We start from the raw sequence: 21,696 nt of genomic DNA, 5'->3' as shown, positions 1-21,696 counted from the left end.
TCAGCACCACGTCGTCGCGGCGTGAGCGGGGTTATAGGCCGCGACGCAGATAGGGTCAACTGCTATTTTCACAAATTTGCATTCTTCTCGTCCAAACGGTCAAAGAACGCTAGACCCCGGCGTTGAGTCACCCACCCAACGGCACCCTATATATAGAGAGCCGTATATAGAGTGCGCCCTCCCCACCCATTCGACGCTTCGCTCCCCCTGCTGAACATCCGGCCTCTTGACTCCTCAAACTTATCAGATAAGTTGCTAGGTAGATAAATGATAGGTGGCCGGAATGAACGGCGCCTTCGGAGGAAATCTGTTTGTGGGGCGGCAAGGTTGTCTGTAAGAAATAGCCATCTTCTGCAACAGAATCGGTATGTAAGCCGCAGTGGCCTTCGGATTTTTCTTTGATTTCAATGGTTGGCCGACCACCCCTGCCCCGCCCCATATTGAGCTAAAATCGCTCTTCAGCCCTGCTCTGGGCTGAATTCGGGGTAGAGGTTGCAGCGATCCTCTATAATTCGGGGAGATATTGCAGGGAACCTCTACAGAGCCGAGGGGGATATTGCAGCTTTCCTCTGCTTTTTTGGCCAAGATGCCCCGAGAACAAACCGGAATCGACCTTCGGACCGATAATCATTGGTGCCAATTACTTAGCAGCCGGGATTCGAGAACAATCTCTATGACCGATTGGTCAAAGTGTGTGTCTCGCTATAGCGCGAGGCATAACGTGGTCGGAATCGGGCAGGGACGGGAGCAAATGACCCCATATGCTGACGGCAGACCCGAAATCGGCGCGTAATTTCAAGGCTTTGGAAAACCGGTTTTGGGGCCGGAAAATGATGGTCAGAGGGCCGGTTCGAGCTAAAAGCGGCTCAATGGAGCTGATTTTTGCGGTATTTAGATCCGCTTGAGATGCCCCCGCCGGGCGATTAGGTCGCACCAGGGATTCGCGGTTTGCAGGGATCGGATCGTTATCGAGAAACCCGCCGCAGCCCCACCGCCAGCGACACATTCACCAGTCCGATAATGACCAGCATCGTCAATGTCGGCACGACACCGGCACCGGACAGGATCATCGCAGTAATTGTCGGGGCTGCTGCCTGGGCAATGAGCCCCGGTCTCGCCAGCTTCCCCATAACCACCGGGTAGCGGTCCTTCCCGAAGAGGGCGAGTGGCAGCGTGCCACGGGCAATCGACCAGATGCCGTTGCCCGCCCCATAGAGGACCAGGGCAACCCCCGGCAGCGGGAAATCCACCAGCAGCAGAACCATCCCCGTCGAGGTCAGGGCAACCGAAGCGATGAGCGTCCAGATCGGGTGAAGCTTCCGGCCCACGGTCATTTCGATAATGCGCGCTCCCACTTGGGCCGGGCCGAGAAGCATGCCCATGGAGACCGCGAAGGCGAGGCTGTAGCCCCGTTCGGTCATCAGGGTGATCAGATGGACCGAGATCACCGAGGAGATCACATCGCAGCCGATGGAGATCACCGCCAGAATCGGGAAGACCAATCGATGGACCGGTGGCGCATCCGAGGTCACATCCCCACTCGATGCCTTGGCGCTTTCGGGCTGGTGGTCCTCGGCGGGCAGTCCGAACAGGATCAGGGGCAGTGAAATCGCCAGATGGATCACGGCATAGGCGAAGCAGGCAGATCGCCAGCCATAGCTCTCCATCAGCAGCGTTGTCAGCGGCCAACAGACGGTGGAGGCGAAGCCACCGAAGAGAGTCAGGGTCGAGATCGCCGGTCGGGCCTTGTCTCCGAAGATCCGCCCCAAGGTCGAGAAGGCCGCGTTGTAGAGGGTGGCACTCATCCCGAGCCCGATAATGATCCAGGCAGCGAAGAAGCTCACCAGATCCACACTGATCCCGAGAAGGGCCAGACCGGCAGCCAGAACCAGACTGCCACCAGCCACTGTCTTCCGGCCCCCACGAGCCGCGATCAGCCTGCCGACCTTCGGGGCTACCAATCCCGAGATCAGGGAACCAACCGCCATGCCGCCCACCGCCCAGGCGATGGGCCATGTCATCTCGGCGGCCACCTCCTTGGCGATGATGGCCGAGAGATAGTAGGACGATCCCCAGGCCAGGATCTCAACGATCCCGAGCGCGGAGATGATCCCGAACCGCCGAGAAGGGGCGATGACGACTTCAGCAGTCACCTAGCTGCATCCACAGCCGTTGCCGGTCGCGATCTTCTCTTTCAGATCATCAATGCAGCAGGCTTCAACGGCGACTTCCTTCGGAGCCGGACCGCCGCAGCAACCCGACGATGCCACCTCACCGACCACGATGGGTTTGGTCGAGCAGACGCCCGTCTCCGGCAGGATCAGCCGCACATCATCCGCCGACACCAGATCCCCGGCGATGGCAGCGACGACCGAACGGACCTGTTCATAGCCGGTCAGCAGCAGGAAGGTCGGGGCGCGGCCATAAGACTTGATGCCCACGGTGTAGAAGCCCGTCTCCGGATGGGCGAGTTCCCGATGCCCATGGGGCGGCACGGAACCGCAGGAATGGAGATTCGGGTCGATCAGCGGCCCGAGGGCTTTGGAGCTTTCCAGCCAGGGATCGAGATCAAGGCGTAGTTCGCGGGTGAATGCGAGGTCGGGACGCTGGCCGGTGGTCACCACGATCCTGTCGATAGGTCCGAGGGTCACGGTGCCTTTGTCGGTATCGCCGCGTACCAGCAGCCGACCATCCTGCCCCAGGATCGCCTCGACGGCAAAACCGGGGGTCAGGGCAATCGAGCCGCTTTCGACTTCCGACCGGAGGCGATCCCCGAGTTCACCACGGGCCGCCAGCTTGTCTGCCTTGCCGCCCCCATAGACGCGGGTGAGGTTCCGGCTGCGGGTCGCCCACAGCATCTTGGTTCCGGGAGTCTTCTGGGATAGCCGGTCGAGATCGAGCAGCACATTCGCCGCCGAATGCCCGGCCCCGACCACCAGCACCGTCTTCCCGACATAGGTCTCGCGATCACGACCCAACACATCGGGGATGCCATAGACGATGCGATCCTTGAAGGTCTTTTCCCCTTCCGCCGGGGTGCCATCCGCCCCAAGCGGGTTTGGGCTGCTCCAGGTGCCCGAGGCGTCGATCACCGCACGAGCAAGATCCCGCCGCAGACCATCCTTGGTCTGGACCGACAACACGAAGGGCCGATCCTCGCGGCCACGGGTGACCACCTTGTCCATATGCTGGCGGGAGATTGCCGTCACCTTGACGCCGGTCTCGATGGCCTCGGCGAGGGCGGGCACGGCGGCCAGCGGCTTCAGGTAACGCTCGATCAGTTCGGCACCGGTCGGCATCACCTCCGGTTCGGGGGCAAGCCACCCTGCCTTCTCCAGCATCCCCTTGGCGATCTCATCCACGTTGTATTTCCAGGGCGAGAACAGCCGGACGTGGCCCCAGTCGCGGATGTGATTGCCCACCTTATCTCCCGACTCATAGAGCTTCACGGGCAGGCCACGGGCGATCAGATGGGCGACAGCGGCGAGACCGACAGGTCCGGCCCCGATCACGGCGACGGGAAGGATGTTTGTATGGCTCATCATCGGCTCCTTCAATTATTCCAGAATCATTGAAATACTAGATCAAAAAAAGGGCGACCTAAGCCGCCTCATCGGTTCCACAGCAGGCTTCCTCAATGCAGCATTCCTCGACCAGGAAACCCACAAGGGCATTCATGGCGGGATATTGCGCCCGGCAGATCAGGGTGGTGGCCTGTCGTTCCTGGCTGACCAAACCGGTCGCGATTAACCGTTGAAGATGGTGGCTCAAGGTCGATGCGGCGATGCCGATCCGCTCCTGAAGCTTCCCCACCGGCAGACCGTCGTGACCGGCCCGGACCAGGGTGCGATAGATCGAAAGCCGGGTCACGTTACCCAGGGCTTCCATCTGTTTGGCTGCTAATTCGATTTCCATGGAAATAATCTGATCCGGGGTCATCAGGGAGTCAAGCGACTATTTCAACGATTGTCGAATAATGAGAGGAGCAGGCACCCAATGGATGCCTGCTCGCGCTTTAATGTCCCGAATGATCTTCCGTCTTCGGCCCGGTGGCACCCGGCTTATCGACGGCGAGTTCAACCATGACCGGCCCCGCCTTTTCGAACACCAGCGTCAGCGGCACCTTAGTCCCGATCTTCAGTGGTTCCTTCAGCCGGACCAGCATCAGATGCATGGTACTTGGCTTCATGGCGATAGTAGTCCCGACCGGGATGACCAGAGACTGGATCTGCCGCATCTGCATGATCCCGCCCTCATCCTTGTTCTCGTGAAACTGCACTTCCGACGATGCCGGTGATGTCGCCGAGACCAACCGGTCTTCGATCATCCCTTTGTTCTCGAAGGTCATGTAGGCGGCCCCGGTGGTGATCCGGGGCGGTGTCGCCCGTGCCCAGGGATGATCGATGCGGATCTCGCCCGCCTTGAACTCATGGGCCTGGGCGGCACCGGCCAGTAGTGTGGCAAGCGCGGCAATAAGGATCGTGGGTTTCATGGATCAGGCCCCTGCCTTGCTGAGAACTTGGCGGAGACCAGTGGTGATCCGCTCCGGGGTGTCTTCATGTTTGAAGAAGGCGACGAACTTGCCCTCGGGGTTCATCACGTAGATGAAGCCGCTGTGGTCCATGGTGTAGCTGTCGCCCTGGGGCACCTTCCTGAAATAGATCTTGAAGGATTTCGCGAGGCCCGTGATCTGCTCGACCGATCCGGTCAGACCGATGATCCGGGGATCGAAGGCGTCGGTGTAATCTTTCACGATTTCCGGCGTATCGCGCTCGGGATCGACGGTGACGAACAGCGGCACGAAGGCATCGGCTTTGCCACCCATCCCATCCAGGGCCGCCGCAATGGTGCCGAGTGCGGTCGGGCAGACATCCGGGCAATGGGTGAAGCCGAAAAAGTAGATCCGGTATTTGCCGGGGAAGCTCTGATCGGTCGAGATCGCGCCGGTTTCATCGAGGACGCTATAGGCCCCACCGATATCAGGCAGTTCCCCGAAGAAGGTCTTCGACTTTGGTTCAGGCTTGTAGAGCCATAGGGCAACGCCCGCACCAGCGGCGAGCATCAGGACGCCCGTCAACAGGGCGATCAGGGTCTTTTTCTGGGTCATGATTTCTCATCTTCTGATTGGAAAAGGTCGGTCAATTTCCGATCAGAAGGGAGGTGCTCGCGGTCTTGCCTGCGGAGATATAACGGTCGCGTTGTCCGGTAGCGATGGATCTGCCGACCAGTCCTTATGCTCCAGGTCGAGCGGCAGGATCGCGACGACGGTTCCTGGAGGTGATGCGAGATCGAGCGCGTGTTTGCCGGTACAGAAGGAGCAATGACCGTCGAGAATACTTTCCCGATGGGGAGCAGCATCCTCACCGTTCTCCAGCACCATCTGGATCACACCGGCGGGTGTACAGATCGGGACACTGAATTTGCCGGACGCAGCCTGAAGCGGTCCCGGCAGGCTGAATGCCGTGACCGCGAGGATGACCAGCAGGGCCAGCCAACGTCTGACGATGGTCATCTTCCTAACCAATCGTTGCCAGCCAGGGGAAGGTTTCGAGGAACCAGAGGGCGAGGTCGGTCAGACGACCGGTCATCAGCAGAAGACCCATGGCGATCATGCCAAACCCGCCGACCGCCTTCACCGCCGGGGCAAATCGACGCCAACGCCCGATGCGCGTTTGCAGACCGTCATAGGTCGCCGCCGCCAGGAGGAACGGGATGCCAAGGCCAACACTATAGGCGGCCAGCAGAATGATGCCATTCAGGCTTGGGGCACCGGTCGTCAGGGTGAGGATCGCCCCCAGGATCGGCCCGATACAGGGCGTCCAACCGAAGGCAAAGGCCAAGCCGACGAGATAGGCCCCGATGGGCGTTCCACCAGACAGGCGACCATGCCATCGCCAGTCCCGTTGCAGCACGGCGGGCGTCAGCGTGCCCAAGGTCAACAGACCGAAGACGATCATCATCACGCCGCCCGCGATCCCGGCTTCCCATCGGTATTCCAGCAGCAGGTCGCTCAGCAGGTTGGCTCCGGCCCCGAGCAGCACGAACACGGTCGAGAACCCGAGGACGAACCATCCCCCGAGCCACAGGCGGCGATGTTTGGTCGGCACCGGGCCATCGCCGCTGCCGCAGACATAGGCGATATATCCCGGCACCAGGGGCAGGACGCAGGGCGACAGGAAGGACGCAAACCCCCCGAAGATCGCGGTCGCCAGACCGATGAGCGTCAGGCTGATCATCGTGCCGGTTCCGGCTTCCGCCCCTTGGCGGACGCCAGCAACAGCAAGGCCACGCCGAGGAAGAGGAAACTGTCCGCGAGATTGAAGGTCGGCCAATGCCAGCCCCATCCGTGGATATCGAGGAAATCGACCACGGCCCCAATGCGAATACGGTCGAGGGCATTACCAAGCGATCCGCCGACCATCAATCCATAGCCAACCGCTTCCAGCCACAGACGGGTTTTGAAGGCCATGACGCTGAAGAAGATCGCCGCAAGGATGGCGATCCCGGTCAGTGCCCATCGGGTGCCTTCTCCATTCCCGGCGAACAGGCTGAAGCTGACACCGGTATTGTAGCCAAGGGAGAAGTTGAAGAAGGGCAAGACCACGACCGATCCACGCTCCACCAACCATTCCAGCATCCAAAGCTTGCTCAACTGATCGAGACCGAAGGCGGTGAAAGCGGCTACTCCACCGGCAAAACGCGGGGTCATCGCGTCGCCCCCGACATCTTGACGAAGGTGATCGCGAAGAAGAGGGCGACCAGGGCCAACAGCGCGATCAGCATCGCCCAGTTCCGCCGCTTGCGACGGCGTAGGAGATCCTTGTCGTCGCTCATGGCCGGGCTCCGCCCTTCACCTCACCCTCGATCAGGTCGAGAAGCCCTTGCGCGCTGAAATCGGTGAGGGGTTTGCCGTTGACGAAGAAGGTCGGCGTTCCCTTGACGTTGAATGCCTTCACGTCGGCCATGTCCTGCTGAATAACCTCGGTCACTTCGGGCAGGTAGGCTTCGCGGCGAGCGCGTTCGATATGCAACCCTGCCGCCTCGGCAAAGGTCCAAGCTTTGGCGAGATCCGGGGCACCATGGACCGCCCATTCCGGCTGCTTGGCGAAGAGCGCGTAGAGAACCGGATCGAATTTCATCTGACGGCGAGCCGCTTCCAGGATGCGAACAGCTTCCTCCGATCCCTGATGGAAGGGCGTGTAGCGCACCACGATCCGGATCTGGTCGGGATACATCGCCATGATCTGCTTCAGGATCGGATAGAAGGCCCGGCACGCCTCGCAGGACGGATCGAGGAATTCGACGACCGTCACCCGCGCATCGACCGGCCCGATGATCGGCGAATGAGACCGGATCAGTTGCCCCTCTGCGGTCGAAACCGCCGCCGTGATGGCTGCCTTCTGCGACCGGTCATAGTACCAGGCCCCACCAGCAAAGAGGACGACCGCAAACAGGGCGGTGAGAAGAACGATGAGACGCCGGTTCATGACGTGACCTTTCGGCGAACGGCCAGCAGCAGAGCCGCAATGGCGAGGAAGGTGATGAGGGAGAGGATCGGCAGCGGCAGACCGGCAAAGCTCATGTCGGCGCTGGCACAGGACGGGCCTTGGCCGCAGGGCGTGATGCCCTCCGGGATGACCTTCAGGAACAGCAGGGAATGGAACAGCGCGACGGCACTTCCGATACCCGCCAGGGGCAAGGCATAGGCCCACACCGACCCATCGTTCCGGATCAGGGCAATGCCCAGGATGACGGCCAGCGGAAACATGAAGACACGCTGGAACCAACAGAGGTTACAGGGCGCTTGGCCCATCACCTCGCCGATGAAAAGCGCACCGAGGGTCGCGGTGAGGGCCACCAACCAAGCGGCGAACAGCAGACTCCAGAGACGGGAGTCCTGTGTGAGATTTGACATGGGAATAGTCCGAATAGGGAGATGCCCAAACCCCAACCCCCGCGTGATTGGGAGAAAGGGTTTCGGTGCTTCTGAACGGAAACGGTCCTGCTGGACCCGTTCACCCTATAGCCGGGGGATCTCGTGGCTTGTTTGGTCGCTCTTGCAGATCGGCGACCCCGAATTCCACGCTGGTCTCGTTCCAGGCGACCGCCGGGGAAGCTTCCGACGAGAAGACGACGACGCTATCGACCGCGACCGGGGCCAGGACTTTATGGGCACTGCACAGCATGCAGTGATAGGCATGGGAAACCGCTATCTGGTCGTCGGATTGTGCGGTCTCGCACAGCACGCCAGGGCCGAAGAGTGCGACGATGGCGGCCCGCTCCTGGCTTTCTGTCTGCATGCCCGCCGCACCGGGGCTGACGAACCCCATGATGAGGATCGACAGGACGGCCAGCATCGCCCACGCCCGCCGCATCAGCAGCAGGCGGTTACGGCTTTCCTTTCCGATGTATCGGTCCCGAACCATGGCGTGAAGATCAGCCCACCAGCGTCGCCCGTCAACTCAGTCCTTATGTCGCAGCAATCGCAGGGCGTTGGCCGTCACCAGCACCGTTGCACCGGTATCGGCCAGGATCGCCATCCAGAGCGGCGTGGTGCCGAGCATGGTGGTGACCAGGAACACACCCTTCAACCCCAGTGCCAAGGTGATGTTTTGCCAGATATTCGACAGGGTGGCCCGCGATAGCGAGACGAGTTCGGCAACCCCAGTCACCCGGTTCTTCAGCAAGGCAACTTCCGCCGTCTCCAGGGCGACATCCGTCCCGCCGCCCATGGCGATACCGACCGATGCGGTTGCCAGGGCCGGAGCATCGTTGATGCCATCACCGATCATCGCGATGGGGCCTTCCGCTTTGTAGGCACTGATGGCGGCGAGCTTGGCATCGGGCAGCAGTTCCGCCTTGGCCTCGATCCCCAGTTTGGAGGCGATGGCCGTGGCGGTACGGGCATTGTCGCCGGTCAGCATCACCGTCTTGATGCCGAGGCCATGCAGCTTCTTCAGACCCTCGACGGCATCCGCACGCGGCTCATCCCGCAGGGCGATCACGCCCAGGATGCGCTTGCCCTCGGATACCACGACAACCGTCTTGCCCTCGTTCTCCAGGGCGAGGATACGGGCCGACAGATCCTCGGGCATTTCGCCCTGCTCGCGGGCCTGGATCGGGGAACCGACGGTCACGAAACCGCTTTTCAGCCGCGACATGACGCCCTTGCCCGGCGTCGCGATGGAACCACCAAACGCACGGGGGATCTCCAGCCCCAACCGTTCGGCTTCGGCGATGATGGCGAGGCCCAAGGGATGACTCGATCCCTGTTCGACCGCCGCCGCCTTGGCGATCATCTCGTTGGCATCTTCGAGACCGACGACATCGGTCACCTGGGGATTACCGACCGTTAGAGTGCCGGTCTTGTCGAAGGCAGCCGTCTGGATCTTACCCAGGGTTTCCAGCGCAGCCCCGCCCTTGATCAACAGCCCATTGCGGGTACCGCGTGCGAGGCCCGAAGCGATAGCAGCAGGGGTCGAGATGACGAGGGCGCAGGGGCAGGCGATTAGCAGAACCGCCAGACCGCGATAGATCCAGGTCTGCCAATCGGCACCCAGAGCCAGCGGCGGAATAACCACGATCAGGGCCGAGACCACCATGGCTGCCGGGGTATACCAGCGGCTGAACTTATCGATGAAGCGTGCTGTCGGTGCTTTCGATCCCTGAGCCTCTTCGACCATATGGACAATGCGGGCGATGGTATTATCGGCGGCTGCCTTGGATATCTCGATCCGAAGTTCGCCATTGGCATTGATGCTGCCCGCATAGACCCCGGCCCCAACGGTCTTGGCGACCGGCACGGATTCGCCGGTCACCGGGGCTTCGTTCACCTCGGACGTGCCTTCGACGATCTTGCCATCGGATGGGATGCGATCACCGGGGCGGACAACCACGATATCGCCGACAGCAAGGCTTTCGACCGGCACCGTCTCCACGGTCTCGCCGATGACCTTCCGGGCGGTACGCGGCACCAGATCGACCAGGGCCTTGATACCGGCACGGGCACGACCGGCAGCGACACCTTCCAGCAGTTCGCCGACTGCGAAGAGGAACACCACGACCGCTGCCTCACCGGCTTCACCGATGGCGATGGCCCCGATGGTGGCGACGGCCATCAGCGTCTCGATGCTGAAGGGCGTGCCGGACCGGATGCCCTCGAAGGCATGACGGGAGATCGGCACCAGACCCACTAGGGCAGCGGCGATGAAGGCCCAATGCCCCCATGAGGCTTGGATCAGGGAAACGCCATAGGCGACGGCCAGCAGGACACCGGTTCCGATGGCAAGGCGGCCCTTCGGGCTCCGCCACCATGCGCCTTCAGTTGGGCCATGGTCGTGCTCGTGGTCATGATCATGGGCCGCAGCCCGGTTGGGATCGACCGGAGTGAAGCCGAGGGCGCGGATCTTGTCTTCGATGGTCGCGCGGCTGGTGCGATCCTCATCCAGCATCAACGAGAGCGATTCCTGACCATAGCTGACCGAGATATCGGTCACGCCCGGCAGGCGCTTCATCGCGTTTTCGATCTTCACGGCGCAGGAGCCGCAATCCATACCTTCGACACGCAGCTTCAGGGGGCTGGCGGCGGTCATGATGTCACCTCGACAAACCTTCAGTGACCCCCGATATAGGGCCTGTAGCAACTACAGGGTCAAGAGCATGGCGAGCGATTTTTTGGCAATCGGCGATTTATCCCGCGCGACCGACACCAAGGTTGAGACCATCCGCTATTACGAGCGCATCGGTCTGCTGCCCGAACCGGGGCGCACGGCGGGAAACTACCGGGCCTATGGACAGGATCATCTCGCCCGTTTGAGCTTCATCCGCCGGTCGCGCGACCTCGGCTTCTCCATCGAACAGGTGCGCGAACTATTGGGCCTCGCCGATCAGAAGGACCGGTCGTGCGAGGCGGTCGATGCCATCGCCAAGCAGCATCGCGATGAGGTGGATCGCAAGATCGCCGACCTCATGTCCCTGCGCCGGGAACTCGACAACATGGTCAACCAGTGCCAACACGGCACCGTTGCCGATTGCCGGATCATCGAGGCTCTGTCACCGGTCGGATAAACATCTGGCCTTTCAGCCAGAAGGCAACGCGCACCAACAGTATCAGCACCGGCACTTCCACCAGCGGCCCGATGACGGCGGCAAAGGCCACCGGTGAGGCCAGCCCGAAGGCGGAGATCGCCACGGCGATGGCGAGTTCGAAGTTGTTGGCTGCCGCCGTGAAGGCGATGGCCGTGGTCCTTGGGTAGTCCTTGGCGATCCATCGGCCCAACAGGAAGCTTACCCCGAACTGCACCAGGAAGTAGATCGTCAGGGGGATCGCGATGCGTAGAGCATCGACCGGCAGCCGCAGCACATCCCCGCCCTTGAGGGAGAACATCGCGACGATGGTGAAGAGCAGTGCCGCCAGGGTGATCGGCCCGATACGTGGCAGGAAGACCCGCTCGTACCAGTCCATTCCCTTGGAGGCGACCAGCAGCTTACGGGTCAGAAACCCGGCCAAGAACGGGATGCCGAGATAGATCAGCACCGCCTCAGCGATGATCCAGACGCTCACGTCGATGACGCTGCCTTCCAACCCAAATAGGGGCGGCAGGACTGTCAGGAAAACCCAGGCATAAACGCTGAAGAACAGGATCTGGAAGACCGAATTGAAGGCGACCAGACCGGCAACATAAGTGCCGTCTCCTCGGGCCAACTGGTTCCAGACCAGCACCATGGCGATACAGCGAGCGAGACCAATCAGGATCAGCCCGGTCATATAGTCGGGGTGATCGCGGAGGAAGATCACCGCCAGGGCAAACATCAGCACCGGGCCGATCAACCAGTTCTGCACCAGCGACAAGGCCAGCACACGCTTGTCCCGGAAGACGGTCGGCAGTTCCTCGTACCGGACCTTCGCGAGTGGCGGATACATCATCAGGATCAGGCCGACCGCGATGGGGATGTTGGTGGACCCGACCGAGGCGGCATGGAGCATCCCCGGCAGCCCTGTGAAGAGACTGCCGAGAACAACGCCCAGGGCCATAGCGGCGAAGATCCAGAGGGTGAGATATCGGTCGAGAAACGAAAGCCGGGAGGAAGCCTCAGGCATCGACCGGGCTGCCGATATCATTGACACGCTTCTTCAGAGCGAGCTTATCAAGCGAGGCAAAGGGCAACGCCGTGAAGAGCGAGATCCGGCTCTTCATCTGCTTGAAGGCGGTGACGAAGGCGGTTTCCTTCTCGATGTCCGTCCCCTCAACCACCGCCGGATCGGGGATGCCCCAATGGGCACTCATCGGTTGGCCGGGCCAGATCGGGCAGACTTCGCCCGCCGCGTTGTCGCAGACGGTAAAGACGAAATCCATGATCGGGGCACCGGCAACGGCGAACTCATCCCAATTCTTCGAGCGCATGCCGTCAGTCGGATAGCCGGAAGCAGCGAGCACCTTCAGGGCCATCGGATTGACCGCACCCTTGGGCATGCTGCCCGCCGAGAAGGAATTGAACCGCCCCTTCCCATCGTGGCGAAGAATGCTTTCGGCCAGGATCGAGCGGGCAGAATTGCCGGTGCAGAGAAACAGGACATTGAACGGACGGTCGGTCATGACGTGGCTCCGGGTGCGGGGCAGCAGGGCGTGAGATCGGCGATGACGGGCGCGCAGAGTTCGGGCCGTCCGCCGCAGCAGTCTTTGAGCAGAAAGACGGTCAGAGCCTGGATCTGCGTAAGATCCGCCCGATAAATGATCGACCGGCCCTGACGATCCGCCGTCACCAGACCGGCATCGGCCAGGAGCTTCAGGTGCGCCGACATGGTGTTCTGCGGCACCTCCAACTGCCGGGCGATCTCCCCCGCAGGCAGCCCGTCAGGTTCATGCCGGACGAGCAGGCGAAAGGTCGCAAGACGGGTGTCTTGGGCGAGAGCCGAAAGGGCATCGATGGCGATATTTATATCCATAAATCTGGATATATAGAATTAATGAGATTAAGGCAAGTCGCGTATTGGCCTGGGAACAGGTGCCTCGGCCGGTGGTTGCACCCTCATCGAAGATCGCCAATGACCGGCCCGGCGGCCGAGGGACGATCTCGTCAGGGGAGGCCAGTTATGAGCGAGGAATTGCGGAAGAAGATCGCAGAGCGTGCCCATGCGATCTGGGAGCAGGAAGGTCGTCCTGAAGGCCGGGATGCAGTCCATTGGGAGATGGCTCGAAATCTCCTGAAGCAGGAGGACGCCCTGAAGCCGAAGGCCGTAGCTCCCGGCGAAGAGGCCAAAGAGCAGCCGGATGAGGCTCAGCCGACTTGAAGTTTCTAAAGCTGTAACGCCTCTGCCGTCACTTCTCTCGGAATTGAAGACCATCCGGGCTCGGGCGGTCGCCTGTAACGAGATGGATATGGATCTGCTGAGCGACGATCTCGACGGCCCGGCGGAAGTCGGCTTCACCGATCAGTTTGCCCATGGCCAGTTCATCGAGGACTGACTCGGCGATCTCCATGCTCCACGCTAGATCGATTTCATCCTGGGTCATCATTTACTCGCCCCCACCATCACCGCCGCCACATCCTCCGTCTCCGCCATCAGCTCCGCCCGATGCATCACCATCCCATGGCATGTTCTCGGGCGGCACTGTCTTGAAGACGGCATAGAGAATGATTCCGGCTATTGGCACCAGGGCGGCAATAGATACCAAGATGCCTAGCTTGCTCATCTCTCACTCCCCATCCCGGCGACGGACCTGGGAATTGGTGTGGGCCACGCAGAACTGCTTCAGGGTTTGCCCGGCCGAGGGCTTCCATCTCTCAAAGCCCCTTTGCTCGATGCACCGGTCATAGGTGATGGCGAACCGTTCCGAGTAAGGCTTCTGCTCGAAATTGATGATGTAGGCGGCAATGCATGCGGCTGCGATCCCGCCGCCGACCAGGAAGCTAGTCCATCGAGATTGGAAGAACCGCCTCACTTCGCTCCTGGCTTCTTTGAAGCCCGGCCCAGGCCGAGCGACTTGGCTTTCTCGCTGCGGAGCTGGGCGTAGTTCGGAGCCACCATCGGGTAGTCCTTCGGCAAGCCCCAGCGCTCACGATATTGCTCCGGCGTCATGCTGTAGCTGGTCCATAGATGCCGTTTCAGCATCTTCAGCTTCTTCCCGTCCTCCAGGCAGATGATGAAGTCGGGCTGGACGCTCTTCTTGATGGGCACGGCCGGAACCAGGGGCTCAGCGACCGCGACCGGCTCCTTGCCCAGGTTCTCGATAGCATCGTGAACGGTCTTCATTAGGCGGGGCAACTCGGCGGCCGAGATCGGATTATTGGACAGGTACGCGGAGACGATATTGGCGACGTGAGTAAGGTTCGACACAGTCTATTTCCCTTGGAAGGTTTGCCCGTAGGCTAACAGTCTCGCTCCAGCCTTTCCATCGCCGCTCACCCGATCTTCAGGCCACTTCCCGAGAAAATCAGGCCCAGCGCATCAACCTCATGATCCTTGGCGAGCTTCACAATGTCGTTCATCAGGCGAATGACGGCTCCATTGTAGTCGGCCACGCTCATCGGGAATCTGACCTGTCGGCCTCTATCGACGATATTCAGGAAGACCTGATCGCTTTCACGCGATACCAGCAGCTCATAGTCTTCCAGGTCGAACTCCAGAGATCCGTGGTTGTTGATCTCCTGGAGGGACAGCAGCAGGCTTTCCAGGAACGGGCCGAGGTTGACCCAGGAACTGAGCAAGAGGGTTTCCCCATCGAAGAGGCTGATCGAGAAAAAGGCCCCGTTAGGTATCTCCCGAAATGACTTCTCGGGCGAGCTGTCCGCCATGAAGTCGTCGTAGGCGTCGAGCTTTTCAAACGCCTCTATTGTCCATCGCAAGGGCATAAGATCACCGATCAGATATCAGAAGTCGTATATGATGTTGTTGTCGAGATCTCCTGCATAGACCGTCGCCCGATAGTGGTTGTCGATGGCCGGGGCCAGGGTCAGCTTCCAGCCGTTCTCGAATATCATCACGACCTCATCACCATGGTTTTCGGCCCAGGCGATCTCCTTGGCCACCACCCCCAGCAATTGCCAGAGCAGTCCGAACTCACCCGTCTTCTCGTGGGGCTTCAGGATCTCGACCCGGCCCTGGTCATCGGTGATCGAGAACGCGGCCCCCAATTGCAGGGTGGCTTCCTTGAAGAGCAGGCGGACGTGATAATGCTCGACCTGAAGGCGGACCAACTCATCGCCGACAAAGAGGTCCTGGCCGCTCATGAAGCCGTCTGCCGCGTGAGCTTGTGAATTCCGGCCCAGCTCAGAAGCATGAGAGCCGCCGCCAGGAAATGTCCGGCCGCCAGCGAAAACATCGGGTCGGCGAAGGTCAAGAGTAGCCGGGCGATGCCCAAGCCGATGACGGCCAGGATCACGATTCCTAAGGCCAGGAGACAGGCAACGGTAAGAGATGTCCTGACCGACCTCGCATAGCCCTCTGGGGGCTTTCGGAAGTGGTCTAGCAAAAGCACGAATAGGAAGATCAACCCGCAGACAGATGCGGCCTCATAGATCAGCTCCGGCTTCTGGATGAGCAGTTCGATCCCGAGTAGGTCGGCAGCGATCCCCGCGCAATAGGTGACGGCGATGATCAGGCCGACAGCCATGGCCAGATAGACCAGGATCATGAACAGGCTGACAGCGAGCTTCTTCATCGGGTCTATGGACCTCAATCCTAGAGGAACAGATCACCGGTCGCGGAGGTGCGATCCTTGGTGGCCTTTGATCGGCCGATCATCACCTTTGCGATCAGCCCCAGCCCGACCAGGAGCGCAATGACCGCGAAGGCGATGATCGATTGGGTGTTGGGATCGGACATGTCCTCGTCTCGCCATTTGGTTGGATCTTCGGGGCCATAAGTGTCACGGCAGCTCAATCGTGTCGAGGGTGGAGCTGCGGATATGTCGCAATCTGTGAGGGAAAATGGGCTTCTCAAGCCGAAGGGATTCGAGTCACTGTCTAGTTAAAGCTTAGCGATGCTTGAGAGGGGTGGTTGGGAATGGATGAACGGCTGTTGCCTTGGATGTTCGCGGTAGAAACCCAGGCGGATCTGCTGAACAGGTTTGATGCTGCGGTTATCAATCGGGCCGCCATCGATAAAGAGAGTGGGAAACCGAAGAAATTCACTGAGGCCGTCCCTGATTTCCGAGCTTTTTACGGTTTGAAACAAGGCACTGCCGGGAAGTTCATTAAGGATAAGCCGGATATCTTCGCGCAGGTCTGTTACGACCTTTTCAAAGAAGAGCCTGCCGATCTTGCTGAAGCAAATGAGCGTTGGCAGGCTGCCGTGGCACAACTGAAGACGGAGGCCACGTCTGAGCTGAAGTCCGCCACCATGAAGGCATATTGGTTTTTCCATCCCACGAAGCTCACGATGTACGACCGCCTTGCTCAAAAGGGAATGGCCAGCCACCTGAAGGCCAGGGCGGGCGGTAAACGCGCGAAGCCAACAGTGAATTGGCGGAATTTCCTGAGCTATTTCCAAGATATCTACGACGAGAACAAAGCCACCATTCAGGAGGCGATCACCTTCTCCGGAACTGGATATCCGTACCCCATGCGGGTGCTGGATAAATATCTGTGGCTCCAGGGGAATAAGGATCGAGACGATTATCTCGATTGCTATGCCCTCTCGCGACAGCTTCGCGGCAAGTGATTTCTATCTAGGAAGGGGTTGACCATGGCCACCACCATGTTTTTCGACAAAACGCTTCAGGATAAGGGCAGTCCGTCCGAGAAGATCGACTTGGAATTCGGCCGATCCTCCTTCTATGACGGCGAAAGCCTCATGTATTTCGTGATCGATGGGAAAACGGTGATCGTGGACGAGAAAACCGGCCGAGAGATCTATGAACGCATGCAGGAGCTTGCCGGATATCTCGGTTACGACCGCCCTTAATGCGCGCGGTCATGGGCATTCAGATAGGTGACGACAGAGGAAATACTTGCGGTGGCGCTTCTACGAAAACGTTCGGTCCAGGAGGAACGGGCGATGCTCCTTAACGAAGGCATCCGCACCGGCAATTTGGATCACATGGCACTGGCTTTAATTCAGCAATATCAAGATGCCACCACTTTGGCGCGGATGTCGGCGGAGAACCGAGATACGGCAAAAATCCTAATCAATCAGGTAATTGCGATGGGTCTGGAGAAAAGACGCGAAAGACTCCTGGCAATGAAGCGATTCTTCTGCGCTGCATTTTTTGGTGTATTAAACCCCATCATCTTATTCATGGGCGGCGGCGTATACTCGATGCTAATATCTGTATGTGTAGCGCTTGTTCTGTATTTTTATTTTTATGAAAAAATCTTTAAAATCTTCAGCCAAAGCCCTGATCTATGACGTTGTCGCTTGATATAAACCTTCTTCAATTGGCAGATATTCAAACGCTAATCGATGCCCAAGTATCGGAAAGCGAGACGCTTGAATTCAAGCGAGAGCCATACGGCAATAGTGACGCCGACAAGAGGGAGTTTATGAAGGATATCAGCGCGCTGTCGAATACCCTCGGCGGTTGGTTGCTGATTGGTGTTGAAGAACGAGATGGTGTTGCTGTCGCGATGCAGCCGATCTCGGGTGATCCTGAAGGGCTAATGGGCCGTTGCAACGATATGCTTGTTGGCATCGAGCCGCGCATTTTCGGCCTCCAGATGAAGCCGCTACCGGTTGATGGGGGGGCTATATTTTAGCTTTGAGGGTGCCACGAAGCGCTAACCCGCCCCATCGGGTTTTGGCACAGGGTACGAATAAGTTCTGGCGTCGTCATTCGACGGGCGTTTACGAAGCGACCTATCAGGAGCTGCGGAATATGTTCCTGCAAACCGCGTCTGTTGCCGAGAGGGTTAATCATTTTCGTAAAGAACGCCTTCAGATCATAGCGGCCAATGCTGGCCCAGTCCGGCTGGCCGATCAGGAAGATAAGATCATCATCCATCTGATCTCGCTTACGGAACAGCAGCCCATCGACCTCAGTGTTGCGATGAAGCAAAGGGAGCTGTTCTCCCCGATAAGCGACACAAGCGGAATACCGAGGTTCAATCTCGATGGCCTTTGCAGCTTCCGCAGCGGCACGGATTGTCATGGCTATACCCAGCTTTTCCGTGAAGGGCATATCGAAGCGACACGGGTTGGCTTGGTTCGAAATTATCAACGAGCCCCTGCGATAAGTGCCGAGGAAATTCGCGATCTTCTGCTAAAGCACGTGCCGAAATTTATCAACGGTTTGCGGGTTATAGGAATTAATCCACCAATCTATATCGGCGTATCACTGCAAGGGACATATGGAGCCAAGGTCATCTGCACCAATGACACTTTCTTCATTACCGATTCCGTTTCGCCGCTGGCTGTATCGGAGGTACTTCTACCTATCTGTATTCTCGAAGATTTCGGGACAGACGAAAGCTATAGGGGAACATTAAAACCAGCGTTGGATGCCCTCTGGAATGCCGGTGGCTTTAGTTCCTATCCAGGTTGAGATTGAAAACTTCTGAAGATTGAGGATGCACCCATGGCCTCATTGCCCCGCGCGTCGGGGTCGATTGCCGGGTTGGACCAGATGCAGCAGCCGCGTCCATCGCTGAGCCGGAAGCAGCCTATCAATCTCGGATTCTTAGATGAGAGCCCCTGATCAACGCTGTGTCTAAGCTGTCTCGTTTGGATGATCGAGGAATGTTGAATGCTGCGTAAGAAAATTCATTTTTGGATGTATTTCGCGAATGCCATCTGGACATTGATGATCCTCTGCCTTCTCGCGATGATAGGGAAAGTTCTTTGGGAATGGTTCGTAATTGATAGATACAGATCAGAAGGTCAGCCAGAGCTATTAATATCTGCTTTCACGCTGGGGCCAATATTTTTCATCGGCCTATTCTCTGCCCGAGTATTTTTTTATTTCTTCCACATTCCCACGAAGCTTTCCCTCGTTGAGACGGGAGATCAGAAATTCGTTTGTGTCAGTTCTCCCTGGGACCGGGCACGGATTGAACCCAAATTAACTCTGGAAACCTATAGGCGTTCAGGCAACAGCTTCATTATTCACGACACATATACGACGACGCAGGGTTCATTCCCGTCAGAATTGGCGAAGGTCCGCTCACCCGACATCATGTACCCCATCGAAAAAAGGTTCCTGGGGCATATGGAGGATGACCAATATGTGGTCCGGGCGGTTTTCAACTACATGAGCCGGATGACTAACTTCAGGTACGTTGAGGCATTGCCGTTGTCCGGCTGGCCTGTAAAGACCCCATGGCACCGGAGATTTTTGAAGTGGCTGCGGGCCGTCTAAAGGCCAAGATTGTAAGGATCGAGCGTTTCTCGAATGACGCGACCGTTTTCAGAGCTTAGCCTTGGGGAAAAGTCGGGAGGGCGGCAATGTTCGAGGTCTCAATCCCTACCCTGCTGGGGAGTGGTGTCGTTGCAGCCCTATGCACATTCGGCCTGGGGTGGCTGAAAGAGGTATTCGTCCAGCGGCGTAAACGTGAATTCTTCCTCATCCAGATCGCTGTCGCGTTGGAAGACTACGTGCTTCGAGCCGATCACCAGATCGGGGAGAATGCAAAGGCCGAGCACGGGCTCCCCGAAGGGATGGAGGCCAAATATAACCTTCAGTTCCCTGAGCCACCGGAATTTGCCGTTGAGATCGATTGGGACATTCTGGATTCCGACATCGTGGTCCAGGTGTTTTCCCTTAAAAATCAGGTCAGTCTCGCCCAGCAATTCCTTAGCACTGAGTGGTACTACGGGGACGTAGAAGGCGGTGCTCTCGCTAGGCTGTTCCACGAAGCTTTGGGCTTTCATGCCTCGGAGTTCTGGTACATGGCCGAACGGATCAGGAGGGACAACAAGCTTCCTCCCTTCGGCTCCAGAATCCATCGCTTCTATCCAGAGATGAGCGTGCTGATCCTCCGCGAGGATGCCCTGAAGCGGCGGCGGCTATTGGACATAGAGAATGCCAAGCAAGACATTCTCATGATGGCCGTAGAACTTCGCCGGGGAGGAACTAACTATTCCCTGTCGAAACTGAGGTGGGCGATGGAAACGGCCGAGATCACGGACGATGCCGTTCAGCTTCAGGTCATCAACTTCGTTGAGAAGAATGGGCCAAAACCGGGCGTTCTTGGCTGAACTAGAGCGGTGAGGGAGGGCTTAGGTAGTGCCTGCCTCAGGGGTTTGGACGTAAGGGGCGAGAGGCTGGAGCGAATTGACGATGTCGCGGAGCTGATAAACCAAAGGTTCTGACTGGCGATTAGCTCCATGAAGCTTCAGCCACTCCGCCAGGGCTTGGCATGAGTTTACCAGCAGATGAAATAGGATGATCCGTCCGGCCCGGATCGTCCGCTCGCCGCCCTGAGGGCCAATGGTCGGCAAAACCAGATTGCTGACTACCTTTGGGAAAAAGGTTTGCGGGTTCCCGTGACGGATCTTGCACATGTCGATCCATACGAGGTCTTGCGAGACGAAATAGGCATCCAACTCGGCTTCGGTCAAAGCCGGGTAAATCCGCCTTGAGGTGAAGCGGATCGTCTCTTTGAGGTTTCCATGGAAAGACTTGGTCTCGCTGGCGTGCTGGAACCATTCCTCGACCCGTTGGTCATCGGCCAAGCAGATGTATTTGATTAGCCAGCCCAGTTCCCAGCCCGAGCATGCGACTGAGGCGGCCTGCTCAGGATAACCGAGGAGAAATAGCTCGACGGTGGCGTGGATGTCGTTCGCCAGCTTGTTGGTCAACATGTAGATGATGTTATTGCGACTGCCGACTTCGGCGTAGCTCTTGCCATGAAGGAGGCCAAAGACCTGAGGGATCAGGTTCCAGATGTCGGTGGCATTGCCGATCTGGGCTTTTAGGGCCTGAAAGATTTCGGCTTCCACCTTCGCTTCAAGGCCGCTGATCGTCTGCATCCGACACTTTCTCGGTCTGATCGCTAGGTGAGGCCGCATGCTTCTGCATCTCGGCTTTTTCAAACGCCACCCAGTCCATCATCATTTTCTGAAGAGTGAACGTTACGGCCGCAAATTCCTGGTCGTCGGCGTGCAGATTGAACCAAGCCGTCAGAGCGTGAAAAGAGCGCTCGTAGAGGTGATGCAGGACATGTTTGGTGAGCAAAAGGCCGAACTCATCTCCCATTGGGCCAATCTGCGGAGCCACGCTATTGTGGGATGAGGCCTGCATGGATAAGCGGATTGGATTTCCGTGTCGGATCATCCCGAATTCCGAATGCACCTCCAGATGCTGCTCGATCACGTTTTTACGGCCATCCTCTGGCTCGCTCGCGTAATGCGTATTGATGACCTTCTCGATGGTTTGCCGGATCTGGCCGTGAAAGCTGTTCTTGGGGTTTTTGTGCTGGTACCAAGTCTCGGCCTTCGCATCCTCGATGATGGTGATCCAGGCTAAAACCCAACCCAGTTCCCAGCCTGACCCGGCCACCATGGCCGCCTGATTGGAATAGCCGATGGCGGCCAATCGCATCGAGATGACGAGGTCGTTGGCGAGCCTTGCTGCCAGGAGGACGCATATCCGGTCCTTGGTGGGGATGTCCGCCATCAGCCGACCTTGGAATATGTTCGTGATGTCCTGGATCAGATCGAATAGCCGGTTGGCGAACTCGTGGAAGGGCTTCAGCTCTTCGGCGAACCGTTCCCGGATCTCGGCTTCATGATCGCGAATATTCCGAACTTCCATCGCG

35 protein-coding genes are annotated in these 21,696 nt (G+C 58.7%); 10 read left to right on the top strand and 25 right to left on the bottom strand.

Features of this window, described 5'->3' with window-relative positions; translation table 11 throughout:
* Positions 1-965: 965 nt before the first annotated feature.
* The 13 genes from ACFSM5_RS11470 to ACFSM5_RS11410 all read right to left on the bottom strand — a co-directional run bounded on the left by ACFSM5_RS11470 (position 966) and on the right by ACFSM5_RS11410 (position 10,592).
* On the bottom strand, positions 966-2,153 hold the full coding sequence (locus tag ACFSM5_RS11470; protein ID WP_379876524.1) for an MFS transporter: 1,188 nt from the start codon (positions 2,151-2,153) through the stop codon (positions 966-968).
* The gene (locus ACFSM5_RS11465; protein ID WP_379876523.1) at positions 2,154-3,542 is read right to left on the bottom strand and encodes an NAD(P)-binding domain-containing protein; all 1,389 of its coding nucleotides are present in this window, start codon (positions 3,540-3,542) and stop codon (positions 2,154-2,156) included.
* A gap of 58 nt (positions 3,543-3,600) precedes the next feature.
* Positions 3,601-3,915: an ArsR/SmtB family transcription factor gene (locus ACFSM5_RS11460; protein WP_379876522.1), complete on the bottom strand. Its 315-nt coding sequence runs from the start codon at positions 3,913-3,915 to the stop codon at positions 3,601-3,603.
* A gap of 100 nt (positions 3,916-4,015) precedes the next feature.
* Positions 4,016-4,492: a copper chaperone PCu(A)C gene (locus tag ACFSM5_RS11455; RefSeq protein WP_379876521.1), complete on the bottom strand. Its 477-nt coding sequence runs from the start codon at positions 4,490-4,492 to the stop codon at positions 4,016-4,018.
* A gap of 3 nt (positions 4,493-4,495) precedes the next feature.
* Positions 4,496-5,107 carry an SCO family protein gene (locus ACFSM5_RS11450; RefSeq protein WP_379876520.1) on the bottom strand — a complete coding sequence of 204 codons (612 nt, stop codon included), beginning with the start codon at positions 5,105-5,107 and terminating at the stop codon, positions 4,496-4,498.
* Positions 5,108-5,149: 42 nt separating this feature from the next.
* Positions 5,150-5,512 carry a DUF2946 family protein gene (locus ACFSM5_RS11445; RefSeq protein WP_379876519.1) on the bottom strand — a complete coding sequence of 121 codons (363 nt, stop codon included), beginning with the start codon at positions 5,510-5,512 and terminating at the stop codon, positions 5,150-5,152.
* Between the two features lie 4 nt (positions 5,513-5,516).
* A complete protein-coding gene (locus tag ACFSM5_RS11440) occupies positions 5,517-6,236 on the bottom strand; it encodes a cytochrome c biogenesis CcdA family protein (protein ID WP_379876518.1) in 720 nt (239 codons plus the stop codon).
* Positions 6,233-6,709 carry a signal peptidase II gene (gene lspA, locus ACFSM5_RS11435; RefSeq protein WP_379876516.1) on the bottom strand — a complete coding sequence of 159 codons (477 nt, stop codon included), beginning with the start codon at positions 6,707-6,709 and terminating at the stop codon, positions 6,233-6,235. Before lspA ends, ACFSM5_RS11440 begins: the two co-directional genes overlap by 4 nt.
* Complete coding sequence (locus ACFSM5_RS11430; RefSeq protein WP_379876515.1) at positions 6,706-6,834, bottom strand: hypothetical protein; 129 nt, start codon at positions 6,832-6,834, stop codon at positions 6,706-6,708. Before ACFSM5_RS11430 ends, lspA begins: the two co-directional genes overlap by 4 nt.
* A complete protein-coding gene (locus ACFSM5_RS11425; protein WP_379876514.1) occupies positions 6,831-7,487 on the bottom strand; it encodes a DsbA family protein in 657 nt (218 codons plus the stop codon). The genes ACFSM5_RS11430 and ACFSM5_RS11425 overlap by 4 nt, the downstream gene beginning before the upstream one ends.
* Positions 7,484-7,915, bottom strand: a complete 432-nt coding sequence (locus tag ACFSM5_RS11420) for a disulfide bond formation protein B (protein WP_379876513.1) — start codon at positions 7,913-7,915, stop codon at positions 7,484-7,486. Before ACFSM5_RS11420 ends, ACFSM5_RS11425 begins: the two co-directional genes overlap by 4 nt.
* Positions 7,916-8,015: 100 nt before the next feature.
* Positions 8,016-8,426 (bottom strand): hypothetical protein, encoded by a 411-nt coding sequence (locus ACFSM5_RS11415; protein ID WP_379876512.1) that lies wholly within the window; start codon positions 8,424-8,426, stop codon positions 8,016-8,018.
* 36 nt (positions 8,427-8,462) lie between these two features.
* Positions 8,463-10,592 carry a heavy metal translocating P-type ATPase gene (locus ACFSM5_RS11410; protein WP_379876511.1) on the bottom strand — a complete coding sequence of 710 codons (2,130 nt, stop codon included), beginning with the start codon at positions 10,590-10,592 and terminating at the stop codon, positions 8,463-8,465.
* A gap of 67 nt (positions 10,593-10,659) precedes the next feature.
* Between ACFSM5_RS11410 and ACFSM5_RS11405 the strand changes: the two genes are divergently transcribed.
* A complete protein-coding gene (locus ACFSM5_RS11405) occupies positions 10,660-11,067 on the top strand; it encodes a MerR family transcriptional regulator (protein ID WP_379876510.1) in 408 nt (135 codons plus the stop codon).
* Here the strand turns inward: ACFSM5_RS11405 and arsB are convergent.
* The 3 genes from arsB to ACFSM5_RS11390 are packed head-to-tail and all read right to left on the bottom strand — an operon-like array spanning position 11,039 to position 12,946.
* Positions 11,039-12,100 carry an ACR3 family arsenite efflux transporter gene (gene arsB / locus ACFSM5_RS11400; RefSeq protein ID WP_379876509.1) on the bottom strand — a complete coding sequence of 354 codons (1,062 nt, stop codon included), beginning with the start codon at positions 12,098-12,100 and terminating at the stop codon, positions 11,039-11,041. The two genes, ACFSM5_RS11405 and arsB, sit on opposite strands and share 29 nt — an antisense overlap.
* Positions 12,093-12,596, bottom strand: a complete 504-nt coding sequence (locus tag ACFSM5_RS11395) for an arsenate reductase ArsC (RefSeq protein WP_379876508.1) — start codon at positions 12,594-12,596, stop codon at positions 12,093-12,095. The genes arsB and ACFSM5_RS11395 overlap by 8 nt, the downstream gene beginning before the upstream one ends.
* Positions 12,593-12,946, bottom strand: coding sequence for an ArsR/SmtB family transcription factor (locus ACFSM5_RS11390; protein ID WP_379876507.1), 354 nt, complete (start codon positions 12,944-12,946; stop codon positions 12,593-12,595). Before ACFSM5_RS11390 ends, ACFSM5_RS11395 begins: the two co-directional genes overlap by 4 nt.
* Before the next feature lie 147 nt (positions 12,947-13,093).
* On the opposite strand from ACFSM5_RS11390, the gene ACFSM5_RS11385 reads away from it, so the two are divergent.
* Both ACFSM5_RS11385 and ACFSM5_RS11380 read left to right on the top strand, forming a co-directional pair.
* A complete protein-coding gene (locus ACFSM5_RS11385; protein WP_379876506.1) occupies positions 13,094-13,291 on the top strand; it encodes a DUF2934 domain-containing protein in 198 nt (65 codons plus the stop codon).
* The gene (locus ACFSM5_RS11380) at positions 13,272-13,466 is read left to right on the top strand and encodes a hypothetical protein (protein WP_379876505.1); all 195 of its coding nucleotides are present in this window, start codon (positions 13,272-13,274) and stop codon (positions 13,464-13,466) included. Before ACFSM5_RS11385 ends, ACFSM5_RS11380 begins: the two co-directional genes overlap by 20 nt.
* A gap of 51 nt (positions 13,467-13,517) precedes the next feature.
* On the opposite strand, the gene ACFSM5_RS11375 is transcribed toward ACFSM5_RS11380, so the two are convergent.
* The 7 genes from ACFSM5_RS11375 to ACFSM5_RS11345 form a co-directional block, all read right to left on the bottom strand.
* The gene (locus tag ACFSM5_RS11375; RefSeq protein ID WP_379876504.1) at positions 13,518-13,694 is read right to left on the bottom strand and encodes a hypothetical protein; all 177 of its coding nucleotides are present in this window, start codon (positions 13,692-13,694) and stop codon (positions 13,518-13,520) included.
* 3 nt (positions 13,695-13,697) lie between these two features.
* A complete protein-coding gene (locus ACFSM5_RS11370; RefSeq protein ID WP_379876503.1) occupies positions 13,698-13,943 on the bottom strand; it encodes a hypothetical protein in 246 nt (81 codons plus the stop codon).
* The gene (locus tag ACFSM5_RS11365) at positions 13,940-14,338 is read right to left on the bottom strand and encodes a Ros/MucR family transcriptional regulator (protein WP_379876502.1); all 399 of its coding nucleotides are present in this window, start codon (positions 14,336-14,338) and stop codon (positions 13,940-13,942) included. The genes ACFSM5_RS11370 and ACFSM5_RS11365 overlap by 4 nt, the downstream gene beginning before the upstream one ends.
* Before the next feature lie 65 nt (positions 14,339-14,403).
* Positions 14,404-14,853: a hypothetical protein gene (locus ACFSM5_RS11360; RefSeq protein WP_379876501.1), complete on the bottom strand. Its 450-nt coding sequence runs from the start codon at positions 14,851-14,853 to the stop codon at positions 14,404-14,406.
* A gap of 18 nt (positions 14,854-14,871) precedes the next feature.
* Positions 14,872-15,231, bottom strand: a complete 360-nt coding sequence (locus tag ACFSM5_RS11355; protein ID WP_379876500.1) for a hypothetical protein — start codon at positions 15,229-15,231, stop codon at positions 14,872-14,874.
* Entirely contained in the window at positions 15,228-15,662 is a 435-nt protein-coding gene (locus ACFSM5_RS11350) for a hypothetical protein (protein WP_379876499.1), read from the bottom strand. Before ACFSM5_RS11350 ends, ACFSM5_RS11355 begins: the two co-directional genes overlap by 4 nt.
* 20 nt (positions 15,663-15,682) lie before the next feature.
* Positions 15,683-15,826: a hypothetical protein gene (locus ACFSM5_RS11345; protein WP_379876498.1), complete on the bottom strand. Its 144-nt coding sequence runs from the start codon at positions 15,824-15,826 to the stop codon at positions 15,683-15,685.
* A gap of 180 nt (positions 15,827-16,006) precedes the next feature.
* Between ACFSM5_RS11345 and ACFSM5_RS11340 the strand changes: the two genes are divergently transcribed.
* The 7 genes from ACFSM5_RS11340 (at position 16,007) to ACFSM5_RS11310 (ending at position 20,134) form a co-directional block, all read left to right on the top strand.
* On the top strand, positions 16,007-16,663 hold the full coding sequence (locus ACFSM5_RS11340; RefSeq protein ID WP_379876497.1) for a hypothetical protein: 657 nt from the start codon (positions 16,007-16,009) through the stop codon (positions 16,661-16,663).
* A 24-nt stretch (positions 16,664-16,687) separates the two neighbouring features.
* Positions 16,688-16,906: a hypothetical protein gene (locus ACFSM5_RS11335; protein WP_379876495.1), complete on the top strand. Its 219-nt coding sequence runs from the start codon at positions 16,688-16,690 to the stop codon at positions 16,904-16,906.
* A 27-nt stretch (positions 16,907-16,933) separates the two neighbouring features.
* The gene (locus tag ACFSM5_RS11330) at positions 16,934-17,350 is read left to right on the top strand and encodes a hypothetical protein (protein ID WP_379876494.1); all 417 of its coding nucleotides are present in this window, start codon (positions 16,934-16,936) and stop codon (positions 17,348-17,350) included.
* On the top strand, positions 17,347-17,697 hold the full coding sequence (locus ACFSM5_RS11325) for an AlbA family DNA-binding domain-containing protein (protein ID WP_379876493.1): 351 nt from the start codon (positions 17,347-17,349) through the stop codon (positions 17,695-17,697). The genes ACFSM5_RS11330 and ACFSM5_RS11325 overlap by 4 nt, the downstream gene beginning before the upstream one ends.
* Positions 17,698-17,816: 119 nt before the next feature.
* Positions 17,817-18,482 carry a hypothetical protein gene (locus ACFSM5_RS11320; protein ID WP_379876492.1) on the top strand — a complete coding sequence of 222 codons (666 nt, stop codon included), beginning with the start codon at positions 17,817-17,819 and terminating at the stop codon, positions 18,480-18,482.
* 201 nt (positions 18,483-18,683) lie between these two features.
* Positions 18,684-19,295: a hypothetical protein gene (locus ACFSM5_RS11315; RefSeq protein WP_379876491.1), complete on the top strand. Its 612-nt coding sequence runs from the start codon at positions 18,684-18,686 to the stop codon at positions 19,293-19,295.
* Between the two features lie 86 nt (positions 19,296-19,381).
* Complete coding sequence (locus ACFSM5_RS11310) at positions 19,382-20,134, top strand: hypothetical protein (protein ID WP_379876489.1); 753 nt, start codon at positions 19,382-19,384, stop codon at positions 20,132-20,134.
* Between the two features lie 21 nt (positions 20,135-20,155).
* Here the strand turns inward: ACFSM5_RS11310 and ACFSM5_RS11305 are convergent, their stop codons facing one another.
* Together ACFSM5_RS11305 and ACFSM5_RS11300 are read right to left on the bottom strand one after the other, a co-directional pair.
* The gene (locus ACFSM5_RS11305; protein ID WP_379876488.1) at positions 20,156-20,908 is read right to left on the bottom strand and encodes a hypothetical protein; all 753 of its coding nucleotides are present in this window, start codon (positions 20,906-20,908) and stop codon (positions 20,156-20,158) included.
* The gene (locus ACFSM5_RS11300; RefSeq protein WP_379876487.1) at positions 20,886-21,692 is read right to left on the bottom strand and encodes a hypothetical protein; all 807 of its coding nucleotides are present in this window, start codon (positions 21,690-21,692) and stop codon (positions 20,886-20,888) included. The genes ACFSM5_RS11305 and ACFSM5_RS11300 overlap by 23 nt, the downstream gene beginning before the upstream one ends.
* Positions 21,693-21,696: the final 4 nt, after the last annotated feature.

It is taken from the genome of Lacibacterium aquatile (assembly GCF_042683105.1).
Taxonomy (GTDB): domain Bacteria; phylum Pseudomonadota; class Alphaproteobacteria; order Elsterales; family Elsteraceae; genus Lacibacterium; species Lacibacterium aquatile.
The sequence above is the reverse complement of the archived record's forward strand: the minus strand, read 5'-3'. Positions and strand labels throughout refer to the sequence as shown.

Excerpts from the sequence above, each read along its gene's own strand:
- ACFSM5_RS11380 (WP_379876505.1), top strand. The coding sequence starts at position 13,272 with ATGAGGCTCAGCCGACTTGAAGTTTCTAAAGCTGTAACGCCTCTGCCG.
- ACFSM5_RS11320 (WP_379876492.1), top strand. The coding sequence starts at position 17,817 with ATGTTCCTGCAAACCGCGTCTGTTGCCGAGAGGGTTAATCATTTTCGT.
- ACFSM5_RS11390 (WP_379876507.1), bottom strand. The coding sequence starts at position 12,946 with ATGGATATAAATATCGCCATCGATGCCCTTTCGGCTCTCGCCCAAGAC.
- ACFSM5_RS11385 (WP_379876506.1), top strand. The coding sequence starts at position 13,094 with ATGAGCGAGGAATTGCGGAAGAAGATCGCAGAGCGTGCCCATGCGATC.
- ACFSM5_RS11345 (WP_379876498.1), bottom strand. The coding sequence starts at position 15,826 with ATGTCCGATCCCAACACCCAATCGATCATCGCCTTCGCGGTCATTGCG.
- lspA (WP_379876516.1), bottom strand. The coding sequence starts at position 6,709 with ATGACCCCGCGTTTTGCCGGTGGAGTAGCCGCTTTCACCGCCTTCGGT.
- ACFSM5_RS11395 (WP_379876508.1), bottom strand. The coding sequence starts at position 12,596 with ATGACCGACCGTCCGTTCAATGTCCTGTTTCTCTGCACCGGCAATTCT.
- ACFSM5_RS11465 (WP_379876523.1), bottom strand. The coding sequence starts at position 3,542 with ATGAGCCATACAAACATCCTTCCCGTCGCCGTGATCGGGGCCGGACCT.
- ACFSM5_RS11405 (WP_379876510.1), top strand. The coding sequence starts at position 10,660 with ATGGCGAGCGATTTTTTGGCAATCGGCGATTTATCCCGCGCGACCGAC.
- ACFSM5_RS11375 (WP_379876504.1), bottom strand. The coding sequence starts at position 13,694 with ATGAGCAAGCTAGGCATCTTGGTATCTATTGCCGCCCTGGTGCCAATA.
- arsB (WP_379876509.1), bottom strand. The coding sequence starts at position 12,100 with ATGCCTGAGGCTTCCTCCCGGCTTTCGTTTCTCGACCGATATCTCACC.
- ACFSM5_RS11460 (WP_379876522.1), bottom strand. The coding sequence starts at position 3,915 with ATGGAAATCGAATTAGCAGCCAAACAGATGGAAGCCCTGGGTAACGTG.
- ACFSM5_RS11315 (WP_379876491.1), top strand. The coding sequence starts at position 18,684 with ATGCTGCGTAAGAAAATTCATTTTTGGATGTATTTCGCGAATGCCATC.
- ACFSM5_RS11335 (WP_379876495.1), top strand. The coding sequence starts at position 16,688 with ATGGCCACCACCATGTTTTTCGACAAAACGCTTCAGGATAAGGGCAGT.
- ACFSM5_RS11455 (WP_379876521.1), bottom strand. The coding sequence starts at position 4,492 with ATGAAACCCACGATCCTTATTGCCGCGCTTGCCACACTACTGGCCGGT.
- ACFSM5_RS11310 (WP_379876489.1), top strand. The coding sequence starts at position 19,382 with ATGTTCGAGGTCTCAATCCCTACCCTGCTGGGGAGTGGTGTCGTTGCA.
- ACFSM5_RS11300 (WP_379876487.1), bottom strand. The coding sequence starts at position 21,692 with ATGGAAGTTCGGAATATTCGCGATCATGAAGCCGAGATCCGGGAACGG.
- ACFSM5_RS11340 (WP_379876497.1), top strand. The coding sequence starts at position 16,007 with ATGGATGAACGGCTGTTGCCTTGGATGTTCGCGGTAGAAACCCAGGCG.
- ACFSM5_RS11420 (WP_379876513.1), bottom strand. The coding sequence starts at position 7,915 with ATGTCAAATCTCACACAGGACTCCCGTCTCTGGAGTCTGCTGTTCGCC.
- ACFSM5_RS11415 (WP_379876512.1), bottom strand. The coding sequence starts at position 8,426 with ATGGTTCGGGACCGATACATCGGAAAGGAAAGCCGTAACCGCCTGCTG.
- ACFSM5_RS11410 (WP_379876511.1), bottom strand. The coding sequence starts at position 10,592 with ATGACCGCCGCCAGCCCCCTGAAGCTGCGTGTCGAAGGTATGGATTGC.
- ACFSM5_RS11450 (WP_379876520.1), bottom strand. The coding sequence starts at position 5,107 with ATGACCCAGAAAAAGACCCTGATCGCCCTGTTGACGGGCGTCCTGATG.
- ACFSM5_RS11430 (WP_379876515.1), bottom strand. The coding sequence starts at position 6,834 with ATGAGCGACGACAAGGATCTCCTACGCCGTCGCAAGCGGCGGAACTGG.
- ACFSM5_RS11305 (WP_379876488.1), bottom strand. The coding sequence starts at position 20,908 with ATGCAGACGATCAGCGGCCTTGAAGCGAAGGTGGAAGCCGAAATCTTT.
- ACFSM5_RS11355 (WP_379876500.1), bottom strand. The coding sequence starts at position 15,231 with ATGAGCGGCCAGGACCTCTTTGTCGGCGATGAGTTGGTCCGCCTTCAG.
- ACFSM5_RS11440 (WP_379876518.1), bottom strand. The coding sequence starts at position 6,236 with ATGATCAGCCTGACGCTCATCGGTCTGGCGACCGCGATCTTCGGGGGG.
- ACFSM5_RS11445 (WP_379876519.1), bottom strand. The coding sequence starts at position 5,512 with ATGACCATCGTCAGACGTTGGCTGGCCCTGCTGGTCATCCTCGCGGTC.
- ACFSM5_RS11360 (WP_379876501.1), bottom strand. The coding sequence starts at position 14,853 with ATGCCCTTGCGATGGACAATAGAGGCGTTTGAAAAGCTCGACGCCTAC.
- ACFSM5_RS11325 (WP_379876493.1), top strand. The coding sequence starts at position 17,347 with ATGACGTTGTCGCTTGATATAAACCTTCTTCAATTGGCAGATATTCAA.
- ACFSM5_RS11350 (WP_379876499.1), bottom strand. The coding sequence starts at position 15,662 with ATGAAGAAGCTCGCTGTCAGCCTGTTCATGATCCTGGTCTATCTGGCC.
- ACFSM5_RS11425 (WP_379876514.1), bottom strand. The coding sequence starts at position 7,487 with ATGAACCGGCGTCTCATCGTTCTTCTCACCGCCCTGTTTGCGGTCGTC.